Raw genomic sequence first — 22962 nt, forward strand, 5'->3', positions numbered from 1 at the left:
TTAATTCTTTTCGGGCCAATAATACGAACTCATTTAAACATTGGTACCGCAAACCACTTCTTAAACATCTTCGTTACAAATACATACATCACAAATGCAGAGAAAAATCCTACAATGGCATCAATAAGATAATGAGCTTGAATGTAAACAGTGGCACAACAGAGTAAGATATAGAATGGCATCAAAACAGCAAACAGCCATTTGCTCCCACGCCATGCCATAATCATAAGAATCGTAGAAATACCTACATGCGAACTGGGAAAGGCTGCCGTAGGACGTTCTCCAACTTGCTGTGAGCCCTCCACAAGATTATAAAAAAAGCCATGTTCATATCCCGGACCGGGCAGCAATTCCTGATGATGATTGAAATAATCACCGACAGCATAGAATGTACCATGTTCTGCATTCTCTAATCCGATGGCCGGGAAATAATATTGCGGACCGGCAACCGGGATAAATATATAGATCAGATAATAAATAAAAAAGGAAGTAACCAGTACAAAGGAGAGTTTCTCAAACAACTCAAATCTATAGATGAAATAGTACAAAGTCACCACCAGAATCATCGGATAATAGGCAAAATAGCCCATATTAAAAGCCTCACTTATCCATTGATGCGGCAGCAAATAGCAAAAATGCAATGCAGGCTGGCAACCAAACATCCACTGTTCGGCAGAAGCAAAGATATGATCCAGGTTGGGGAAAAAACGGTTGAACTCATACGTATCCGGATACCAATAAGAAAGCAGACTCATTTGAATGGCAATCCGCACAAAAGCAGAAAACTTACAAGGTGCCAACCTGTAGAGATACATTAATAAGAATGTCATTCCGGCAATCATAGCCCTGTCCAGCAACATGTGCCAGGGATGATCCATCCGCTGAAAAAGGAACAGAATCAATATAGAAGTCAACAAGTTGTATATCAGTGTTACCTTCTCAACAGCGAACAGTCCCTTGCGGGTCTCTACACGTTTAAATAAATCTAGAGCCATCCTTCATTCTTATACCAGGCAATGGCCTCTTTCACTCCTTTTTCCAAGTCATATTCAGGAACATATCCCAGTTCTTTCATGGCCGGAGTAATATCACATTGCCAGTTTCTTTGTTTCATTATCTTATATTTATCTGAATTCAGCGTACTACTCTTTCCTGAGCGGGTAGCTATGAATTCAGCGAGCAAAGATACGACTTTAAGGAGAATTAACGGGCATTTCAATCGAATAACGAATGGATTTCCCAATTCTTTTTGTATCAGATCCGAAAAAGTACGACTTTTATAGACCTTCCCATCAGCCAGAAAATAGGCTCTCCGGGATACCTGCTTCTCAATTCCAAGGAAAACAGCCTGAACAATATCTTTTACATATACAAATGTAAGATCCTGACGTTTGAAACCAACAGAAAAGTCCATATGATTGAGTATCGACTTAGCCATAAGAAAATAGTCCATCTCACGAGGGCCATATACCCCTGTAGGACGATAAAACACATAAGGAAACCCAGGAATACTTTGTATATACAACTCCGCTTTAAGTTTACTCAGTCCATAAGCAGTGTTCGGAGCCGGCAGATCATTTTCGTGTATCGGATTGTAATCCTCTTCGTGTATCGGACCAAAAACACTCAGCGTACTGATATAAATAAACTGTTTGGGCACCATATTAAGTTGTATCAATGTATCAACAAAATATTTGGTTTGCAAATAATTGACACGGTCGAACTCCTTTTTATCTACACATTTAGTCAATCCGGCACAATGAACAATATAGTCAAACTTATTATATGTACCTTTATGACCGGATAACTGCGCTTTCAACTCATTGGGATGGGCAAAATCAAGTTCCAGAAAATGAATTTTCCGGTCAGATAAATACTTCCTGCTACTGGTAGAACGAATTCCTGCCCACACAGCAAATTTGCGTTTCAAAGCCTCCTCGACGATGAAACTGCCAATAAACCCACTCGCTCCTGTAACTAAAATACTTGCCATAATTAATAATTATTCAATGTACCAATAAATAATGTGCTAATGTGTTAATATGCCAATGTGCTGCGCTATAAAAACATGCCGAAAACCAATTGGTATATTAGTACATTCTTTTAATTGGCACATTGGCATATTAACATATTAACACATTAGCACATTATTTAATCGGTTCTACATGTATACCCACATGCGTTCCTTCTCCAAACATTTCCTTCAATTTTCGCTCAATTCCCGTAGCAGTACGATGAGCTTCTTCCAATGAGATTTTTCCATCCATACGTACATGCAACTCAATGGCGTACTGATTCCCTATTCTACGGGTTCTTAAATGATGTGGCTGACTTACTCCGGGAAATGAAAGCGCAGCCTGCTCTATTTCACGTTCTACCTCATCAGGCAATGACTTTTCCAAAAGCTCATCTACACAAGGTATCAACAACTGAATAGCTACTTTCATTATAAAAATACTGACTACTACAGCAGCTATCGGGTCAAGTACTCTCCATTTGTCACCAAGTAAAATGGCCCCGCCAATACCAACAGCCGTTCCGATAGAAGAAAGGGCATCACTCCGATGATGCCATGCATTAGCTATCACCGCCTGTGAATTCAGTTTTCGTCCTTTTATAACGGTATATTGATACAATATTTCCTTTAGTACAATCGAAACCAACGCCGCTATCAATGCCAGCATTCCCGGCTCCCCAAGCTGTTCTCCATGAAAAAAATCATAGATAGAGGAAGCACCGTTCCAAAGGATACCAAAGCCGACACACAAAAGTAATATCCCGATAATAGCTGTAGCCAGCGTTTCATATTTTCCATGTCCGTAGTCATGATCTTTATCTTCTGGCTTGTTAGAGATACGCACAAAGATAATCACAATAATATCAGTAACAAAATCGGATAAAGAATGAACCGCATCAGCCAGCATAGCAGCACTATGTCCTGCTATTCCGGCGAAGAACTTAAAGACAAGAAGTAAGAAGTTTACCACACTTCCCACAACAGTCACTTTATAAATTTCTTTTTCCCGGGAAGGAGTTTTGGATTCCATTTTGTTATAATATAAATCAACTATTGGGCAAATGTACATGAAATTCTTGAATTATTGATATTTAATCATTTACTTTGTAGTTAATAACAATAGAAATAAGTTACGTCTCATGAGTAACAGGCCTCACCTGCATTCGCTTCAAAATCCGTAACTTATTAGCTCGTAACTTATAATAATAAAAACATCATGGCGAAAAAGAAAGAAAAAAAAGCCGGTAAACGAATGAAGAAAAAAGAACTGGCAACCACATTAATGGATTTCTTCCACACCAGACAGGAAGAAGTTATCAGCCTTAAATATCTTTTCGCGGAACTACACCTCACCACACATCCCCTGAAAATGCTGTGCATGGATATTCTCGCGGATATGCTGACTGACGACTACATAACGGAAGTTGATAAGAATAAATACAAACTCAACAACCACGGCATCGAGATGACAGGAACCTTCCAGCGTAAAAGCAACGGAAAGAACTCATTCATCCCCGAAGGTGGAGGCGACCCGATATTCGTGGCCGAACGTAACTCTGCCCATGCAATGAACAATGACAAAGTAAAAATAGCATTCTTTGCCAAACGCAAGAACCATGACGCTGAAGGGGAAGTTATTGAAATACTGGAACGTGCCAACGACACATTTGTGGGTACGCTACAAGTAGAAAAATCTTATGCTTTCCTGGTAACAGAAAACCGGACGCTGGCAAATGATATCTTCATCCCAAGAGATAAACTGAAAGGTGGAAAAACCGGAGACAAGGCTGTTGTGAAAGTAATCGAATGGCCGGACAAAGCTAAAAATCCAATCGGACAGGTACTTGATATTCTGGGTAAAGCCGGAGACAATACCACTGAGATGCACGCTATTCTGGCAGAATTTGGTTTACCCTATGTCTATCCTCAGGCAGTAGAAAAGGCTGCTGATAAGATTCCGGCTGAAATCTCTGAAGAAGAGATAGCCAAACGGGAAGATTTCCGTAAGGTCACTACTTTCACCATCGACCCAAAGGATGCCAAAGACTTTGACGATGCACTCTCTATCCGTAAACTAAAAGACAATTTATGGGAAGTAGGAGTACATATAGCAGACGTAACGCACTATGTAAAAGAAGGAAGTATCATTGATAAAGAAGCCGAGAAACGTGCTACCTCTGTCTATCTGGTAGATCGTACTATCCCGATGCTGCCCGAGCGTCTGTGTAATTTCCTTTGTTCACTACGCCCTCACGAAGAAAAGCTCGCTTTCTCTGTTATTTTTGACATCACCGAGAAAGGAGAGGTAAAGAACTCACGTATCGTACATACAATCATCTATTCCGACCGCCGCTTCACTTACGAAGAAGCACAGCAAATTATCGAAACCCGGGAGGGAGATTTCAAAGAGGAGGTTTTGATGATGGATACAATTGCCAAAGCGTTACGCGAAAGACGTTTTGCTGCCGGAGCTATTAACTTTGACCGTTACGAAGTGAAATTCGAGATAGACGAGAAAGGAAAACCGGTCAGTGTTTATTTCAAAGAATCCAAAGATGCCAACAAACTCGTAGAAGAGTTTATGCTACTTGCCAACAGAACCGTAGCCGAGAAGATAGGACGCGTACCCAAAGGAAAGAAAGCCAAAGTATTGCCTTATCGTATCCATGATCTACCCGATCCGGAGAAGCTGGATAATCTTTCACAATTCATTGCCCGTTTCGGATATAAGTTGCGTACCAGTGGCACAAAGACAGACATATCAAAGTCCATCAACCACCTGTTGGACGATATTCAGGGAAAGAAAGAAGAAAATCTGATTGAAACAGTTTCTATCCGTGCCATGCAAAAAGCGCGTTATTCAACACACAACATCGGACATTATGGATTGGCGTTCGATTACTATACGCACTTCACATCCCCCATTCGTCGTTTCCCGGATATGATGGTACATCGCCTCGTGACCAAATATCTGGACGGAGGAAGAAGTGTTTCGGAAAGCAAATATGAAGATCTCTGCGATCATAGTTCTAACATGGAGCAGATTGCAGCAAATGCCGAACGTGCTTCTGTCAAGTACAAGCAAGTAGAATTTATGAGCGAACGGTTGGGACAAACATATGATGGAGTAATTTCCGGTGTCACAGAATGGGGACTTTATGTGGAGCTTAACGAAAATAAGTGTGAAGGTATGATACCTATGCGTGATTTGGACGATGACTACTATGAGTTCGACGAAAAGAACTACTGTCTGCGCGGACGACGTAAGAATAAGACATTCAGCTTGGGTGATGCAATCACCATTAAAGTAGCCCGTGCCAATCTGGAGAAAAAACAACTTGACTTTGCATTAATGTAATAAAGGAGGCGGTAAAGTGATAACTTTACCACCTTATAGCCCTATCACATTATAACTTTATACGTATGAAAACAGTCATCATAGAAGACCAACAGCGGGTAGAAGAAATTATCTCCCGCTGTGATATCTGCTTTGTCGGTATCACCGATCAGGAGGGAAATCCATATGTAATACCCATGAACTTTGGTTATCAGGAAGGGGTGATTTATCTGCATTCCGGACCAACAGGAAGCAGCATTGATATGCTGGAACGTAACAATAACGTATGCATCACTTTCAGCACAGACCATGAGCTGGTATTTCAGCATCCCAAAGTAGCCTGCAGTTACCGGATGAAAGCCAAAAGTGTGATCTGCCGTGGAAAAGTAGGCTTCATTGAAGATATGGACAGCAAACGCGAAGCACTGAATATCATCATGAAACATTATAGCAGCCGAGAATTTGTTTATTCAGACCCGGCTGTAAGAAATGTAAAAATATGGGAGATCCCTATCAGTAGTGTAACGGCAAAAGAATATGCGGCACCGCATAAGAGATAAGTTACATTCGTTTTTTCCATATCCGATCATTAATTATATCTAATATACACACACTATGGAAAACAATCAGAATCTATTAACCTTTGGCGAACTTTATCAAACTTACAAAGAACGCTTTTTAAGATTAGCAATTTCTTATGTGAAAGAGGAAAGTATCGCAGAAGATTTTGTAACTGATTCTTTTGTCTCATATTGGGAGAACCGGCACAAACTTCCAGAAGGAGCTAATATACCCGCTTATATTCTTGTTTCTCTTAAAAATGAATGCTTAACTTACCTGAACCGACTTCGCAAGGAGCAAGAAATTGTTGATCATCTAAGAAGTCAACAAGAATGGGAACTGGATTTCCAGATTAGCTCGCTGGAGGCCTGTAATCCACAAGAAATTTTCTCTGAAGAAGTACAGCAACTTGTGAATAAAGCGATCGAGTCTTTGCCGACAAAGACAAAAGAAGTTTTTCTGTTAAGCCGGATGGAATACCTGACAAACCGTGAGATCTCAGAACGTCTGGGAGTATCAATTAAAGCCGTCGAATTTCACATCACCAAAGCATTAAAAGTAATGCGTATTGCTCTAAAAGACTATTTACCTGCTTTTTTCTATCTTTTTCTAAATTAATTCAATTTTTTGTTAGGGTATCTTTACCCTTATTAGTTATATAGACGTAAAGGATAAAATTTATGGATAAAGAATCACTATATCGTTTTTTTAACGGCACTGCTTCCGAAGCGGAAAGAATTCAGATACGGAATTGGGCAGATGCTTCCCCGGAGAATATGAAAGAATTACTTAGGGAGAGAAAACTTTATACAGCTATCGTTTTAGTCGGAAAAAAGGAATCCTTCATAAATCAGAAAACAAGATACAAGAAAATAAAAATCACCCAGTTTTATCGTTATGCAGCCGTTTTTATCGGAGCCATACTGTTATCGTGGTTTATAGCAAACCTGAAAGACGAAACGCTACCTATACAACAAATCACCGTACCACTGGGACAATATATGAGTATGACATTAGCAGATGGCAGTAATGTGTACCTCAATTCAGGTACCACACTAAAGTATCCTACCAAATTTACCGATGATTATCGTACGGTAGAAATAGATGGAGAAGCATTCTTTCAGATAACTCATAAAAAAAATGATGCACCATTTATTGTCCGTACATTTAAAGGAACAGTAGAAGTCTTAGGTACAAAGTTTAATGTGGAAGCTTATAAGAACAGAAATAAATTCATAACTTCTCTATTGGAAGGAACTGTAAAAGTAAGTGCAAACAACCAGCAAATAATACTGAAACCAAACGAAAGAGCCACATTGTCGGACGGCAAACTTATAAGAAGCAAAATAGAAGATGATAGTTATTATAGCTGGACCAGTGGAATTATTAATTTCAACAATATCACTTTTGAAGCTCTGATGAAAGAGTTCGAGAAGGTATATGGAATTGAGATTGTGATTAATAATAGTGCTATCAAGAACAACTTATGTCTGGGTAAATTCCGTAGAATTGACGGACTGGAATATGCATTAAAAGTATTGCAAGTGGATATACCGTTCACTTATCAAAGAGATTTTGAGAAACATATCATTTATATTAACTAAAAAAGAAAATCAGCGTATGAGAAAGGCATAGTAATTATTAAAAGGAAAGGGAATATCGAGCCGTCGCCAAACATATCGATATCCCCTTGGAAAAATTAACACAGTATTTTGTATTAATCTTAAAACATAGCAAATATATGAAAAAGAAATTGATGTTAGAGGATAATTACGCTTCTAATTCAACAATATTATTTAGATTTATGAAAATCACACTCTTCCTGCTCATTGTGGGAATATTAAATGTTTACGCAATCAATACGCATTCTCAAAATGCACGTGTAAGCATACGTTATTCCAACGAACCTTTACAGATCATTCTAAATGATATAGAGTCACAAACTGACTATCTATTCATTGTCATTAATTCTAAAGTCGATACGAAGAAAAAGTATTCTATAAATGCCAAATCCGAACCTGTATTTACTGTATTGGACAATATGTTCAAAGGGGAAAATATCCGGTATAAAATGCGTGGAAACCATATTGTACTTTCCCAGGAAACACAAAAAACAGAACAGGAAACCAAACGGGTACTGACCGGTTATGTCAGAGATAACAATGGGGAGCCATTGATAGGTGCCAGTATCCTCGTAAAAGGAGCTTCACAAGGGACAGTAACCGATGTCAATGGTTATTTTCGTCTCCAGGGCGACTATACCGACAAAACCATACTCTCAATCACCTATATCGGCATGCAGGGCCAGGAAATCACAATCGGAAATAAAAATAAATTTGATATTACGCTGTATGATGACTCCGAACAACTGGATGAAGTGGTAGTAGTGGGTTACGGTACACAAAAAAAGATAAACCTGAGTGGCGCAGTAGAAGCTCTTGCCGGCGAAACATTGAAAAACCGTACAGCCAACAATGTAGGAACTATGCTTCAAGGACTTGTACCTAACCTGAACATCAGTACCAACGGTGGTCAGATCAGTCAAACACCAGGTTTCAATATTCGTGGTGCAACTTCCATTAACGGAGGGGGGGCACCTCTAATTCTCGTGGATGGAGTTCCGATGGAAGAAGCCGAATTTTCACGTATGAACAGCAACGACATAGAAAATATATCTATCTTGAAAGATGCCTCTTCAGCAGCCATCTACGGAGCTCGTGCTGCATTTGGAGTGATTCTGGTAACAACTAAGAAAGGAAAAAGTGAAAAGATCAATTTTACATTCAACAATACAATGAGCATCCGGACTCTGGGGCGCATACCTGAGATAGTAAAAGACCCTTATATACAGGCCTCATATAAAAAAATCATGGGAGCCCCCTGGTATGACCTTTACTCAGAAGAGGAACTGGAATATGCTAAACAACGCTCACTCGATCCGTCACTTCCGGCTGCTATGATCAATCCGAGAGACCCGAACCGCTACACTTATCTGGGGGCAACAGACTGGTTCCATGAAATCTATAACAACACAGGTACTGCACATTCACATAGTATCAGTATGTCCGGAGCAACGAAAAAGACTTCATACTATCTGGGCGGCGAATATTTCAGTGAAAAAGGTATGGTCAAGTATAATACGGATATGTACAACCGATATAATCTGAGAAGTAATGTCAGCTATCAGGTTACCGATTGGTTGAATATCTCAAATAATACTTCCATGACGTATTATACGTATACAGCACCCGCATCTCTGGATAACGGCTGGCTTTATAAACGAATTCATAATGCTAATGCCTTGGAAATTCCCAAAAATCCCGATGGGAGCTGGACAGAAGCCGGAGCCAAATATATTGCCGGAACCGAGCAAGGTGGCAATAGCGATTATACTGAATTATTGGCACAAACTCAAATCTCTTTCGATCTGCAACTTATCAAAAACATATGGTCGGTAAAAGGAGACTTTGCTGTCAAATTCTGGAATAAACATAAAAACTATTGGGAATCCGATCAGTCATTTGAATACAAGGATGGCCCTGACAGTACCCCTAAAGAATTAGGATGGCAAGACTTTGCAAAAAGTGAACATGATAACTCAAGATACTCATTATTCAATATCTATACCAATTTCAATAAGAAATTTGGCAAGCACGAAGTAGGTACTACCATTGGTTTCGAACAACAAGTGGAATCTGCCCAATACTTTATAGGCGAAAGAAACGGAATGCTCAGCGATTCTGCTCCAAGCATCCAAATAGCCACCGGTGAAAAGAGTTTATACGACGGACGTCATACCTGGGCCACCCGAAGCGGATTCTACCGGGTAAATTACATGTTCGATGATAAATATATTTTTGAGGCCAACGGACGTTATGACGGGACCTCCCGTTTTACCAAGAAGCATCGATTCGGCTTCTTTCCGTCTTTCTCCGGTGCATGGGTGATATCAAATGAGAAATTTTATCAACCCGTCAAAGAGGTCATGAACATAGCCAAATTTCGTGCTTCGTACGGATGGCTCGGTAATCAAAATGTGGGTTATTACGAGTATATTTCCAACATGTCATTCTATGAGTGTACTTACTTGTTGGAAGGTAAAAAAACTACAGGTGTAGGTTCTCCCAGTCCGATTTCAGATGACCTTACCTGGGAGAAAGTAAATACAATGAATCTGGGTCTTGACCTTGCATTCTTTAAAAACCGTTTAACAATTTCCGGAGATATTTATCGCCGAAACACCAAAGACATGTTGACAAAAGGCAAAACATTACCAGGCGTCTTCGGAGTTGATCCTCCGCGTCAGAACGCTGCCGACCTGAAAACAGAAGGCTGGGAGTTCTCTATCGGATGGCAGGATAATTTCAGTCTGGCTTCGAAGCCTTTCCGCTATTCGGTAAAATTCAATTTATCTGACTCACGCGCCGAAATCACAAAATTCGACAATAAAAAGAAACAATTAGATGACTACTATGTCGGACAACGCCTTGGTGAGATCTGGGGATTAACCACAGAAGGATTCTTCTTAAGTGAAGAAGATATTAAAAATCACGCTGATCAATGGGCGGTAACGTCCTATCCAGGCGATCGTCCTTTAGCACCCGGTGATTTGAAATTCAAAGACTTAAACGAGGATGGCTATGTTAACAAAGGCGATTGGACAAAAGATAATCCCGGAGACTTTTCCGTAATCGGTAACTCAACACCCAGATACTGCTACGGTGCTGACATTAATGCAGCCTGGAACGGATTTGATTTACGCATATTATTGCAAGGAGTAGGCAAACAAGACTGGTATCCCAATGTATTCACCTTCTTCGGAATTTACCGTGCTCCCTGGTCGGATGTATATGTCAATAACCTTGACCACTGGACACCGGAAAACCCGAACGGATATTTCCCACGCCTGAAATCGTATACGGCAGAAGGAGCCGGAGATCTTAGTACTCCGCAAACCAAATACCTGCAGAATGCAGCTTATATGCGAATTAAGAATATTACATTTGGATATACACTTCCTCAAAGCCTCACCCGCAAATTAAAAATTGATCAGGTACGATTCTATTTCAGCGGAGAAAATATTGCCGAATTCACCAAACTGACAAAGAATGTTGACCCGGAAGCTCTTGGAAACGGAGGAGAAAACCTTGTACATCCTATGCAACGGGTATTCTCATTTGGTTTAAACCTGAATTTCTAAAAATCGAATAAGTATGAAAAAGAAAATATTATATATAGCTTTAGCATTGATAAGTCTGAGTAGTTGCAATGATTCTTTTCTGGACAGATTGCCTGAAACGTCACTAGTTACAGAAAATTTCTTCAGATCCCCTTCAGATCTGGCATTATTCGTCAATAAGCTCTACCTAAGTGAATCTCCTAAATACTGGGACCCGGGAACAGATAATGTAGTTGCATCCGAGAAAGATGAAATATTAGACCTTATTCGAGGTAACATCACACCAGAAACAGTCGGAGGATGGTATTGGGGACAAATACGTGAACTAAATTATTTCCTTGATAATGCCGACAAAGCCCAAGGGAGCCAGGAACTGATTAACCACTATATCGGTATCGTACGCATGCTACGCGGATTGGAGTATTATGAGAGAATAGTAAAGCGCTATAGCGATGGCCCCTGGTATGAGCATGTACTAAAGGATACCGATACAGAGTTGTTGATGAAAACACAGGATCCCCGGACATTCATAGTAGACAAAATAATGGAAGATTTGGAATTCGGTGTTCAAAACATACTGCCAGATATAAAAGACAGAACAGTCTATAACAAATGGTATGCATATGGTCTACTTGCCCGAATTGCCTTACACGAAGGTACATTCAGAAAATATCATGATGAACTGGAACTACAGAGTTCTGCCGATCAATTCCTCGAAAAAGCAGTAAATGCCTGTGAAAAGATTATGGCAAATACCACCGATTTCGGGATTTATACCGATGGAGGCATTGATGCATATGGCAATATGTTCATCAGCAATAATCTGAGCAAATGCAAAGAGATACTTTTATTTAAAGATTTCAGTTATGACCTCAATATTAAGCATGATGTAGCCATGAATGTATTTTCCTACAACACCGATTTGAGCCGTTCTCTAATGGAAAGTTATCTGATCAAGAAAGATGGAAAAGCAGTACCATTCTCATCGATAGACAACTATAAAACCAAAACATTCATGGAGACATTTGAAGACAGAGATCCTCGTTACCGCCAGACATTTATGTATCCGGGATATATCCGTCCGGGTGATGCAAAACCATTTATACCAAACCTGAATCTGGGGGGATATACGCAAATCAAATTTGTACCGCAAGACCCTCAGCAAAACCAATGGGGATGTTCTTACAACGACCTGCCATTAATGAGACTAGGCGAAATACTACTTATCTATGCAGAAGCAAAGGCCGAATTAGGCACACTGACACAAGCAGACTTAGATAAAAGTATCAATCAGCTTCGTGACCGTGTAGGTATGCCACATATGGTATTGTCCGAGTTAACCATTGACCCGACTCTGGAACAACAGTATCCGAATGTAAACGGCAACCTCAAGAACGCCATCCTCGAAATCAGGAGAGAAAGGCGCGTAGAGCTGGCTTGCGAAGGTTTCCGTAAAGATGACATACTCCGTTGGAAAGTCGGGAAATTGCTCGAAATGCCACAGGGAGTATACATTGCCGAATTGAATACCGTATTTGATGTAACAGGGGATGGAGTAACCGATGTAGGTGTCTTCCTGAATAAAGAATCTGTAAAACCAATCTATAAAAAGAAAGTTCTTTATTACCTGGAAGAACAGGGGGAGAAAACCAGTATTTCACTTTCGGAAGGAGATCATGGTTATATCATATTGACCAATGATATTACGAACCCGAAGAAATTCATTGAACCCAAATATTACTATTATCCGATTCCAAAGACCCAATTTACATATAACCCCAATTTACGCCAAACTATTTTCTGGGATAAATAACTAATAATCAGGTAAACATTCTCTTTTTGCATGCCATTAAATAGCATGCAAAGGGGGAGTATTACCCCTAAAAGCCGCTTAAAATGAAATATCTTTTAATTGTTTTATCCGTAATTATTACCTTAAAACTAAGTGCCAAAGAAGTCATCATTGACTTCAATGATCCGGCAAATTTCTACGAAGGATATCTATTTTCCAACGGGATAGAAGGCAAAGCATTGGACATTAGTACAGCTGCCTATTATCGTGCACCTCTACCTATAAATCAGATAGATTCTATCGACATGTCAGGTTCATTCTCTATTGGGATATGGGTGAAATCAGCCGATACATACAATGGATTGAAACCACTGGTCACCAACAAAAAATCCCTTGAAATGAAAGATCCGGGATTTATGATTGCTACTCAAGAAAATGGCTCATGGGCAGCATATTTCACCGATGGCAAAAACTGGCAATGGGATTATAAACCGACCGTAAAACGTCAACCGATCAACGATGCGAAATGGCATTTCCTGGCTATTACCCACTTTGCAGAAAAACAGGAAATGAAAATGTACTATGACGGTAAAAATGTAGCTACTTATTGCACGAACGGTAATGTAAATCTGGCCACTTCCAATCCGTTACTTTTAGGCAATAAAGCAGACGAACAATGGCACAGTTTTAATGGAATGCTGGATAATTTTTCATTCGCAGACCGTATAAAAAGTGATGCAGAGATAGCAGAGGAATATTTCAGGTATACAGGTATCCGGCAAGAAGAGATATTACCGGAATTTACTCCGAATATTAATCTTATGGGATTCAATATCTTTCACGGAGGTCATGAACTTGGCGAACAGGTAGGAGTAAACCGGGTCGTAGATGTTATCAAAGCATCCGGAGCAGACATCATAGGCATGATCGAGACATATGGTGCAGGACCGGAAATTGCCGATGCACTGGGGTATCACTTTTATCTGAGAAGCTCTAATCTATCCATTATGAGCAAATATCCCATCGAACAAACCTGGGACATGTTTCAGCCATTCAACACATGTGCAGCTACAATACGAATCAGTAAAACACAAACCATCAATTACGTTAATCTATGGCTGGATTATCGCCCTATTACCGATGATCAAGTAAAGGCCCGGATTCCTGCCTCTGAGGTCGAAGCAGAAGAATTACCTACACGATATAAAGAACTGACAACAATTTTGAAAGACATGCAACCTTTCTTTGACCAGAAAGATGTTCCCTTATTCGTTTCAGGTGACTTCAACAGTGGGTCTCATCTTGACTGGACAGAAAAAGCCAAACATCTCTTTGAGGGATATGCTGTGAAATGGCCGACCAGCATTCTTATGCTTGAAAAAGGATTTAAAGATTCTTATAGAGAGTTATATCCCGATCCGGTAAAATACCCTTGCTTAACCTGGTCACCCATGTCAAAACTGGATATTCAGTATCGGATAGACTTCATTTACTATATGGGTAAGAACGTGAAGGTCACTGAATCAAAGATGATCGATCAACACCCGGTACGCTTTCCGTCAGATCATGCAGCTATGATTTCAACATTCAAATTTAAAAAGTAATTCCATGAAGAGATTATATAAAATATACCTGATTATCTTTATGTCATTACTGACAGGTGTACCTGCATTAGCTAATGAAGTAACTGCCATACTGCCTTATCCCAATCATATCTGTTGGAAAAAGGGTACATTCGACATCGGAAAACAGTTATACATCTATTCGAATGACCTGTTTAGTAGTGAAATAAAGAGAATTATACCGGTTCTGAAAAAGGAATCAGACCTGCTTTGTAAATTCACTAATAAGGAAAAAGCCAATCTGAAAATAGATATAAAAGAAGACCTGCCCCGAGAAGGATATTCAATTCTGATAAATGCTCAGGGCATCCACATTGAGGCAGCAACTACTACAGGAGTATTTTATGCTATTCAGACATTGAGGCAACTCATTAAAAAAGACGGGAAAAACCTGCAGTGTCCTTATGTTGAAATAACCGATTCACCAGCCTTTGGCTGGAGAGGTTTTCTACTGGATGAAGCCCGTAACTTTCAGGGAAAGAATGAAGTAAAAAAACTGCTTGACGAAATGGCCTTGCTCAAAATGAATGTATTTCATTGGCATCTAACAGATGATCAGGGTTGGAGAATTGAAATAAAGGAATATCCTCTTCTCACAGAAATCGGAGGGCGAAGAGATTCCACTCAACTGAACTGGTATGAAAGTACAGTCTATGATGGTAAGCCTGTGAGCGGATATTACTCTCAGAAAGACATTCGTGAAATCATAGCCTATGCAGCAGACAGGCATATAAAAATCATACCCGAGATAGAATTTCCGGGTCATGCCTCCGCTGCTATTGCAGCATATCCCTGGTTGAGTTGCAGTAAAAAGCAAATCTCCGTTCCCTGTGGCTACGGAGTATTAACAACCGCTTTCAATGTTGTCAATCCACAGGTGCAGGAGTTTATTCACAATGTTTTAGATGAAGTTATCGAACTGTTCCCCTCGGATATTATCCATATCGGAGGAGACGAGGTGAAATACGATGAATGGCTGGATTCTGAAGAAGTATTGCTATTCATGAAAAAAGAACAGATTACTTCACCGGCAGAATTACAAGTGTGGTTCACCAATCATCTCTCTGCTTATCTGGGTAGCAAAGGCAAAAAACTGATGGGCTGGAATGACATAACAGGTGATAAACTTCATGCTTTCCAAACCGGAAATGAAGTAAAAAGCCAATTGAATCCGGAGAATACAATTGTCCAATTCTGGACAGGCAATCAGAGCTTACTGGAAAAAGCTCTAGAGCGCGGTTTAAAGGTAGTAAACAACTCTTGTGAATATACGTATCTGAACTACAACTATGACAAGATTGTGCCCGGATTAGAGTATGCGCATACCCCTATTCCTTTAGAAAAAGCATACCGTTTCAATCCCGTTCCCGAATCCGTATCAGCATGGAAAGAACAAATTCTGGGATTATCATGTGCCATGTGGGGAGAATGGACAAATCGCCCGGATATCATGTACAAAATGGTTTATCCGCAAATAGCAACGTATGCAGAAACAGGATGGACTCAAAAAGAAAATAAAAATTTCGATAGGTTCCTGAAATCTCTGAAACCATTCCGGGAAAGATGGAAATCTGCCGGATACATTAAATAAATATCCCTATTGTTTTACTAAAAAATTAATCATTATGAAAAAGTTTACGGTATTATTAATTTGTGTGCTGGCATCATTCGCACAGCTATGGTCTCAAAACTATGCAAAAGTTTGGTTAGACAAGTTTCATTTCACTAGAGGAGAAGATATTGTTACTCACTACACCGGTGGATTCGGATTCCCAAAGGATAATATGAACATTGCACCCTTAGGACAAACTATTACCGGTATTCCCGGTCATTACTCCACGACATGGTGCTATTTTGATAATCCGGGAGCCAAGGAGGGTACAGCTACTATCCCCGGAGGTAATATGGGTAATGCTGCTGACGGTTACTATTGGATTGTATATCTGATAGACGATGGCTACGAGCAGGGTTCGGAATATATTCCATGTTACTATGGTGATACCCCTCCTCAAAACGAATCTCCGGTACTTGCTCTGGAAGAACGTACGGCCGAGTATACCACTATTACCTTTACGGATAGCGAACTCTGGAGAATGCTGATAAAAGAAATCAACGTTGACGGAACCGCTTTAAGCACGGATGACTATAGTCTGGAAGCAGGTGCTCTTTACATTCTAAAAGACTTAACTACTGCCAAGTCCATCAAAATAACAGCCTGGGATCATCCGGATGCAAGCATTCAACTTGACCCAAGTTCCATCCAAAATGAAAGCATAGCACAGAATGTATGTTTCAGCAACAACTGCTTACAGGTAATCAATGACGATGCTCTAATCCAATCGGTTTCTATCATTTCTCTGGCCGGAGTTACAATAGAATCCTATCAGGTCATTGCAGGCAATAATCAATATGACCTGAATCACTTGAATGCAGGTATCTATTTTGCTAAAGTTTGTAGTAAAAACATCAATAAGGTAATAAAGATTGTAATCGGACGATAGTGTCCCCAACGAGGTTGTACTAAGCCTTTTAGTACAACCTCATTTAAAAACGAATATGAAAAAGAACCTCATTCTACTACTATTTATCTGTTTTTGTCTGAAAGGTTTTACACAACCTTTTCAGCCCGAATTTTCCGTTGCCGGATTCTTTCCTGTCAAAGGCTCGGGCAGGGAGGTCTATTCCATGAATCCCTCATGGAGATTTCATAAAGGGGATGTGCCCGGAGCCGAAAAGATCATTTTTGATGATTCCAATTGGGAGCAAGTCTCCATTCCGCACAGCATCGACCTTTTACCAACCGAGGCCAGCGGATGTATAAACTATCAGGGTATCTGCTGGTATAGAAAACATTTCACTCCCGACTCAAGACTCAGCAATAAAAAACTCTTTCTTTATTTTGAGGCTATAATGGGTAAAACACAAGTCTGGATCAACAATGAATTATGCACCACTCATTACGGAGGATATCTCCCCATTATTATAGATATGACAGACAAAGTAAAATCCGGTCAAAACAATGTAATATCTATCTGTACCGATAATTCAAACAATCCGCTTTATCCACCGGGAAAACCGCAAGAGTTTCTCGACTTTACCTATTGTGGCGGTATCTATCGTGACTGCTGGCTTATAGCACATAATAAAGTATTTATCACTGACGATAATTATGCATCCGAAGTAGCCGGTGGCGGGACATTCGTTTCGTACGACAACGTATCTGCAAAATCGGCCGACATTCATATTAAACTGCAATTAAAAAACGAAATGCCCAAGAACTTTAAAGGTAAAACCTACATCACATTGAGAGACCCTGCAGGAAAAATAACAGGACAAACCACATATTCGTTTTCTATCCCTTCGGGAAAAGCCGTCAGCCATTCAGAACATGTTATCATTAAAAAGCCCCAGCTATGGTATCCTTCTTCTCCTTCCTTATACCAAATGCAAATCGAGATAAAAGATCATACCGGAAAAGTAATAGACGGCTATAGAAAAAAGATAGGAATTCGAAGCATCGAATTTAAAGGAAAAGATGGTTTATGGATCAATGGAAAACCTTATCCTCACCCCATAATGGGGGTAAACCGTCACCAGGATTTTGCTGTAATCGGCAATGCTATGACCAACAATCTGCATTGGCGCGATGCAAAGAAACTAAAAAGTCTGGGGCTCGATATCATCCGCAATGCGCACTATCCGCAGGACCCGGCTTTTATGGATGCCTGCGATGCCTTAGGACTTTTTGTCATTGAGAACACACCGGGCTGGCAATACTGGAACGAAGACCCGATATTCCGGAACCGGGTATTCGATGATATCAGAAATATTATACGCAGAGACCGGAACCGCCCTTCCGTATTCCTTTGGGAACCCGTACTCAATGAGACATGGTATCCCGAATCATTTATTGACAGTGTTAAGCAAATCGTGGCAGAAGAATATCCGTATCCCTACTCCCATGTGGTGGGGGACGCTGAAGCACGCGGTTCATCCAAATTCTCAATACTCTATACACATCCTTCCAACGGAGATACAGGTATAGCGATCAAAGAACTGAGCCCGAATGTAACTTACTTCACCCGGGAGTGGGGAGACAACGTGGACGACTGGAACTCGCACAACTCCACAAGCAGGGCCAACCGCGCCTGGGGAGAATACCCTATGTTAACACAAGCTAACCATTATGCATCTCCTCCTTATGCTTGCACAAGTTATGACGGACTCTGGAAAACATCCAGACAGCATATCGGCGGTTGCCTCTGGCATTCATTTGATCATCAGAGAGGTTATCATCCCGATCCTTTTTATGGTGGTCTGACAGATGTATTCAGGCAACCCAAATACGCTTATTATATGTTCATGGCCCAACGGCCTGTCGATTCACTCGCCATACAGGTAGAAAGCGGACCTATGATATATATAGCCCATGAAATGACTCCATTCTCTCCGGCGGATGTAACGGTCTATTCCAATTGTGAGGAAGTAAGGCTTACTGTCTTTAAACACGGAAAAACATATACCTACAAAAAAAAGGACAGGCCGGGGATGCCTTCTCCCATTATCATTTTCAAAGATGCCTATCATTTTATGGAAGATAAAGCGCTCTCACGACAGGAGCGTTGGGATGAGGTCTATCTGTTGGCAGAAGGTTTCCGAAACGGTAAAAAGGTAGCCGAACATAAACGAATGCCTGCCCGGCGTCCAGGTAAAATCACACTGCACTTAGATGACGAAAATATTCAGCCCATTGCCGACGGTTCCGATCTGATCACAGTGATTGCTTCTGTTACAGACGAAAACGGAAATATCAAACGGTTGAATAATTATCATATAAAATTCTCAGTTGAAGGAGAAGCGAGACTGGTTGCCAACGAAGAAACACATACCAACCCCCGCCCGGTTGAGTGGGGAACTGCTCCTATCCTTCTTCGGACAACACTCCGCCCCGGTAAAGTAAAAGTAAGAGCCGAAGTTGATTTTCCGGGTATACAAATGCCCATACAAGGGGAGTTGGAATTTACTGTTTTACCGGCATCTGTTCCTGCTATTTACAATATGGAGGAGCGAACGGGAGTATATCAGCTAGGCTCAATTTCTGATAATAACCGGAAAGATAACACAGAAGAACGGAACAGACTGAACCGGGAACTAAAAAATGTAGAACGCCAACAAAGCGAATTCGGTGAAGGAGGTTTAAAATAATTAATCAATAAATACAATAAACACCATGAAAAAGTATCTTATTTTAGTCGTCAGCTGGCTCTTGTTAGGTTCCGGCCAATTAGTAAAAGAGGCTTCTGATAATGTATGGGTATTACCCTGTACGGAATTATTAGAGAATTACCAAGATTTTCCGGCAAAAGAATGGAATGAGGTTGTACTGGGAAAAGGAGAAACGGAGCATCTACAGGTGGTTCTGAATACAATACCTAAAGAAAAGATTACCATTTCATCATCTATCCCAGAAGCATTCAATGTACACTACAGAATGCTTACGGATATAGATGGATACAAAGATGCCTTAGTACCGTTTGTATCCACCATACAGGCAACAGGATCAACCTCGGTTGTATGGCTGACTTTCGAAACTCCGCGGAACAGCCAACCGGGTACATATGAATACACGGTATCTATTAAGACACTGAGAAACTCCATCAATCTTAAATTCAAAGTACGTGTAGCCGATTATGAAATCCCCCTGACTCCCTCTATTCCTTCGGAGTTCTGTATTGACATAGATAATCTACCGGACAACGGTTCGGATGAGCAGAAAGAACTCTGGAATGAGTTTCTTCTTTCACGACGCATTGACCCCTATTATGGCAAGCTCATAGACCGGAATACATGGCGTTGGGACAACTGTTTCTCACCATGGCCATGGGACGATCCGAGAAGCCGGAAGTTACTTCAGGACAAACGTTTCTGCCGGTTTGCCCTTCCCTGCATGCTGGAAGATGACGAACTCCTGCGAATGTGTAATGATATGGAGGAAAAAGGATATTTCGACCGATGTTACTTCTACATCTGGGATGAGCCCAAAACGCCCGAACACTATGAGCAGATCGCCAAAGAATCTGCCCATATACTATCTCTCAAGCCAAACGCTAAAATGCTCGTACCGATCTCCAGCTTTCTTGTCGAAGGAGAACATAAATGGGACTATGACTATACGTTCGATTTCCTCACAAAATATGTAAAAATATTCCCGATTGCAGCCGAACAATACAACTGCGAGAATTCCGGCGCGGAGAAATTCAGAAAACTGGTCGAACCACGAGCCGAATGGTGGACATATGTCTGTTGCGGACCAACCGGCGTTCAGCCTAACTTCTTGTTTGCCCAGACCCCTTTTCACAACAGAGCCATCATGTGGAGGGTATGGAAGGAACAGGAAACAGGATTCCTGTATTGGGGGGTAAACAGGTACCGTCTCAATCCGTTCGCATTCGATACAAGTCTCAATGCCGTAGGTGATGGAGGATTGGTCTTTCCCGGAGATTTATTCAATATCAAAGAACCCGTAGCCTCAGCCCGGCTGGAACGATGGAAAGAAGGACAGGAAGACTATGAGTTATTAAAAATGGTGGAAGATAAAGCCGGAAGACACGTTGCAGAAAAGATTCTTGAACAAGTATACAAATCACCATCCGACTACACAAGAAGTTCGGCAGAGATCAGTAGCTTCCGAAAAAAACTAATAGAAATCATTGAAACGTATAATCCCTCCAATCAGGTTATCATACGGGGAGAACAGCATCAGGTAGATACCCTGAATACTTATATACCCGGCCCCGGCTGTGATTATGTCCATATTCGTATCGAAGATATGCCGATAGAAGCGCATATTCTGAAGATAGACCTGCAGAACCCCCATACGCAGATCCGCACTTTTCTGGGTAAAAACACAATAGAAGGATTAGAAAGAGTATCTGCCGCATGTGACAGATACTCTTCTGAAACAGCCGATGCCTACGCAGGTATTAACGGGGATTTCTTTAATATAAAAGCGCACAATGAATTACCCATCGGAGCCCCGCGGGGAGGGTGCATTGCCGACGGAGTAGTGCAACGCGAGCCCAGAAACATGGACTGGGCTTTTGCTACTATTGACTATACGAACAAACCAACGCTCGACAATATGAGCTTTGAAGGTTCTGTAACCAGTATGAAAGCTCCTATATCTTCCTACCGGTTTTACGACGTCAACCTTCCCAGAACGGATTGCTATTCCTGCGATCTGACTTTCTATAATGAATTTGCAGGTGGCTACACGCGAATGGATGAAAATGCAGATATAGGCGATAAACTTAAAACAGAAGTTTTCTTCAAACCCGCCGAGGGATACAAGTGGAAAGTAAATGCTCCGGTAGCTTGTATTATTACGAGAATCATTAAAGATACGGAAGGACATAACGCATTGGAAGCCGGCGAATCGGCTTTATCGGGCATCGCTCAGGCAAAAACGTTTCTCGACAAACTCACTATCGGACAAAAGCTGAACATTAAAATGACAATTAAGACACCACAAAACGAAACTCCCTTTATCAAAGAGATGATCGGAGGCAATTCGCTCTTGATGAAAAACGGAATATTAACCGATTGCAACTTCAACGACAGTTACAACAACGTGCTGTATCCAAGAACAGGAGTGGGATGCTCTGCAGATGGTAAATGGCTGTATATGATGGCTATTGACGGACGACAGGAACATTCCAGAGGAGTGTACACCGACGAAATGTGCGATTTATTTCGCAGCCTGGGTGCAGCCAATGTAGTGGGTTTTGATGGCGGAGGATCTACCGGCATGGTGGTTAATCACGCAGTGGTCAACAAGCCGAGTGACGGTAATGAAAGAGCCGTTACAAACGGATGGTTGCTACAAACATCTGCTCCGGTAGATAAAAACATTGTTCGTATGGATTTTAATTACTGGAACAAAGAGCAGATCACCTCCGGCTCCATTCCTCTGAAAGTAATGGGGTACAATCAATACAGCGTTCTCACAGACACGGACATTACCGGTGCGGTACTCAGTTGTTCTCCGGGACTGGGATATATTAAAGACCGTACTTTAATACTGAACGGACCAGAAAAGAAAGGAACCGTCACTGCTACTTTTAACGGAATAAGTGTCACCCGGTATCTGAATTTAAGTATATCTACCGGCATAAATCAGACCATAAAAACAGCAACCCCTATCGAATTCTATCGGGCACCTGATTCAAATGTATTTTACCTCACCAAGAAAAATACTGATCTTTGTAAGATAGCTTATTCATTATATACAATTAACGGCATCTGCCTGAAGCAGGAAGTCACTGAATTTACAGATAATATCCGCCTGGACTTCACCGACATATCATCCGGTATATATATACTACGGGTGAATATGGCAAGCGAAAATCATTCATTCAAACTCATTATATGATGACCAGACAGAACTACACAAAT

The 22962-nt window shown here is 40.9% G+C and carries 14 protein-coding genes; 11 read left to right on the forward strand and 3 right to left on the reverse strand.

Annotation, left to right across the window (positions count from 1 at the left end; all coding sequences use genetic code 11):
• Positions 1 to 29: 29 nt before the first annotated feature.
• The 3 genes from QX565_RS03185 to QX565_RS03195 form a co-directional block, all read right to left on the reverse strand.
• Complete coding sequence (locus QX565_RS03185; protein ID WP_289291234.1) at positions 30 to 995, reverse strand: phosphatase PAP2 family protein; 966 nt, start codon at positions 993 to 995, stop codon at positions 30 to 32.
• Positions 986 to 1993, reverse strand: a complete 1008-nt coding sequence (locus QX565_RS03190) for an NAD-dependent epimerase/dehydratase family protein (protein WP_002558410.1) — start codon at positions 1991 to 1993, stop codon at positions 986 to 988. Before QX565_RS03190 ends, QX565_RS03185 begins: the two co-directional genes overlap by 10 nt.
• A 154-nt stretch (positions 1994 to 2147) precedes the next feature.
• Positions 2148 to 3047 carry a cation diffusion facilitator family transporter gene (locus tag QX565_RS03195; RefSeq protein WP_122201447.1) on the reverse strand — a complete coding sequence of 300 codons (900 nt, stop codon included), beginning with the start codon at positions 3045 to 3047 and terminating at the stop codon, positions 2148 to 2150.
• A 186-nt stretch (positions 3048 to 3233) separates the two neighbouring features.
• Here QX565_RS03195 and rnr point away from each other — a divergent pair, with 186 nt between their 5' ends.
• The 11 genes from rnr (at position 3234) to QX565_RS03250 (ending at position 22939) form a co-directional block, all read left to right on the forward strand.
• Complete coding sequence (gene rnr / locus QX565_RS03200) at positions 3234 to 5375, forward strand: ribonuclease R (RefSeq protein ID WP_025866848.1); 2142 nt, start codon at positions 3234 to 3236, stop codon at positions 5373 to 5375.
• A gap of 65 nt (positions 5376 to 5440) precedes the next feature.
• Complete coding sequence (locus QX565_RS03205; RefSeq protein WP_025866847.1) at positions 5441 to 5914, forward strand: pyridoxamine 5'-phosphate oxidase family protein; 474 nt, start codon at positions 5441 to 5443, stop codon at positions 5912 to 5914.
• A gap of 55 nt (positions 5915 to 5969) precedes the next feature.
• Complete coding sequence (locus QX565_RS03210; RefSeq protein WP_025866846.1) at positions 5970 to 6533, forward strand: RNA polymerase sigma-70 factor; 564 nt, start codon at positions 5970 to 5972, stop codon at positions 6531 to 6533.
• A gap of 62 nt (positions 6534 to 6595) precedes the next feature.
• Positions 6596 to 7519 carry a FecR family protein gene (locus QX565_RS03215; RefSeq protein WP_025866845.1) on the forward strand — a complete coding sequence of 308 codons (924 nt, stop codon included), beginning with the start codon at positions 6596 to 6598 and terminating at the stop codon, positions 7517 to 7519.
• 137 nt (positions 7520 to 7656) lie between these two features.
• Positions 7657 to 11115, forward strand: coding sequence for a TonB-dependent receptor (locus QX565_RS03220; protein ID WP_223381608.1), 3459 nt, complete (start codon positions 7657 to 7659; stop codon positions 11113 to 11115).
• A 13-nt stretch (positions 11116 to 11128) separates the two neighbouring features.
• Entirely contained in the window at positions 11129 to 12907 is a 1779-nt protein-coding gene (locus QX565_RS03225; protein ID WP_195348924.1) for a RagB/SusD family nutrient uptake outer membrane protein, read from the forward strand.
• Positions 12908 to 12990: 83 nt separating this feature from the next.
• A complete protein-coding gene (locus QX565_RS03230) occupies positions 12991 to 14490 on the forward strand; it encodes a LamG-like jellyroll fold domain-containing protein (protein WP_025866843.1) in 1500 nt (499 codons plus the stop codon).
• Between the two features lie 4 nt (positions 14491 to 14494).
• Positions 14495 to 16099, forward strand: a complete 1605-nt coding sequence (locus QX565_RS03235) for a beta-N-acetylhexosaminidase (RefSeq protein ID WP_289291242.1) — start codon at positions 14495 to 14497, stop codon at positions 16097 to 16099.
• Between the two features lie 34 nt (positions 16100 to 16133).
• Complete coding sequence (locus QX565_RS03240; protein WP_025866841.1) at positions 16134 to 17009, forward strand: hemoblobin-interacting domain-containing protein; 876 nt, start codon at positions 16134 to 16136, stop codon at positions 17007 to 17009.
• 55 nt (positions 17010 to 17064) lie between these two features.
• Complete coding sequence (locus QX565_RS03245; RefSeq protein WP_195348923.1) at positions 17065 to 19713, forward strand: glycoside hydrolase family 2 TIM barrel-domain containing protein; 2649 nt, start codon at positions 17065 to 17067, stop codon at positions 19711 to 19713.
• A gap of 25 nt (positions 19714 to 19738) precedes the next feature.
• Positions 19739 to 22939, forward strand: a complete 3201-nt coding sequence (locus tag QX565_RS03250; protein ID WP_195348922.1) for a phosphodiester glycosidase family protein — start codon at positions 19739 to 19741, stop codon at positions 22937 to 22939.
• Positions 22940 to 22962: the final 23 nt, after the last annotated feature.

The sequence above is a fragment of the Bacteroides sp. 41_26 genome (assembly GCF_949740115.1).
GTDB lineage: Bacteria > Bacteroidota > Bacteroidia > Bacteroidales > Bacteroidaceae > Bacteroides > Bacteroides nordii.

Excerpts from the sequence above, each read along its gene's own strand:
- QX565_RS03235 (WP_289291242.1), top strand. The coding sequence starts at position 14,495 with ATGAAGAGATTATATAAAATATACCTGATTATCTTTATGTCATTACTG.
- QX565_RS03220 (WP_223381608.1), top strand. The coding sequence starts at position 7,657 with ATGAAAAAGAAATTGATGTTAGAGGATAATTACGCTTCTAATTCAACA.
- QX565_RS03185 (WP_289291234.1), bottom strand. The coding sequence starts at position 995 with ATGGCTCTAGATTTATTTAAACGTGTAGAGACCCGCAAGGGACTGTTC.
- QX565_RS03245 (WP_195348923.1), top strand. The coding sequence starts at position 17,065 with ATGAAAAAGAACCTCATTCTACTACTATTTATCTGTTTTTGTCTGAAA.
- QX565_RS03240 (WP_025866841.1), top strand. The coding sequence starts at position 16,134 with ATGAAAAAGTTTACGGTATTATTAATTTGTGTGCTGGCATCATTCGCA.
- QX565_RS03190 (WP_002558410.1), bottom strand. The coding sequence starts at position 1,993 with ATGGCAAGTATTTTAGTTACAGGAGCGAGTGGGTTTATTGGCAGTTTC.
- QX565_RS03225 (WP_195348924.1), top strand. The coding sequence starts at position 11,129 with ATGAAAAAGAAAATATTATATATAGCTTTAGCATTGATAAGTCTGAGT.
- QX565_RS03215 (WP_025866845.1), top strand. The coding sequence starts at position 6,596 with ATGGATAAAGAATCACTATATCGTTTTTTTAACGGCACTGCTTCCGAA.
- QX565_RS03195 (WP_122201447.1), bottom strand. The coding sequence starts at position 3,047 with ATGGAATCCAAAACTCCTTCCCGGGAAAAAGAAATTTATAAAGTGACT.
- QX565_RS03210 (WP_025866846.1), top strand. The coding sequence starts at position 5,970 with ATGGAAAACAATCAGAATCTATTAACCTTTGGCGAACTTTATCAAACT.
- QX565_RS03205 (WP_025866847.1), top strand. The coding sequence starts at position 5,441 with ATGAAAACAGTCATCATAGAAGACCAACAGCGGGTAGAAGAAATTATC.
- rnr (WP_025866848.1), top strand. The coding sequence starts at position 3,234 with ATGGCGAAAAAGAAAGAAAAAAAAGCCGGTAAACGAATGAAGAAAAAA.
- QX565_RS03230 (WP_025866843.1), top strand. The coding sequence starts at position 12,991 with ATGAAATATCTTTTAATTGTTTTATCCGTAATTATTACCTTAAAACTA.
- QX565_RS03250 (WP_195348922.1), top strand. The coding sequence starts at position 19,739 with ATGAAAAAGTATCTTATTTTAGTCGTCAGCTGGCTCTTGTTAGGTTCC.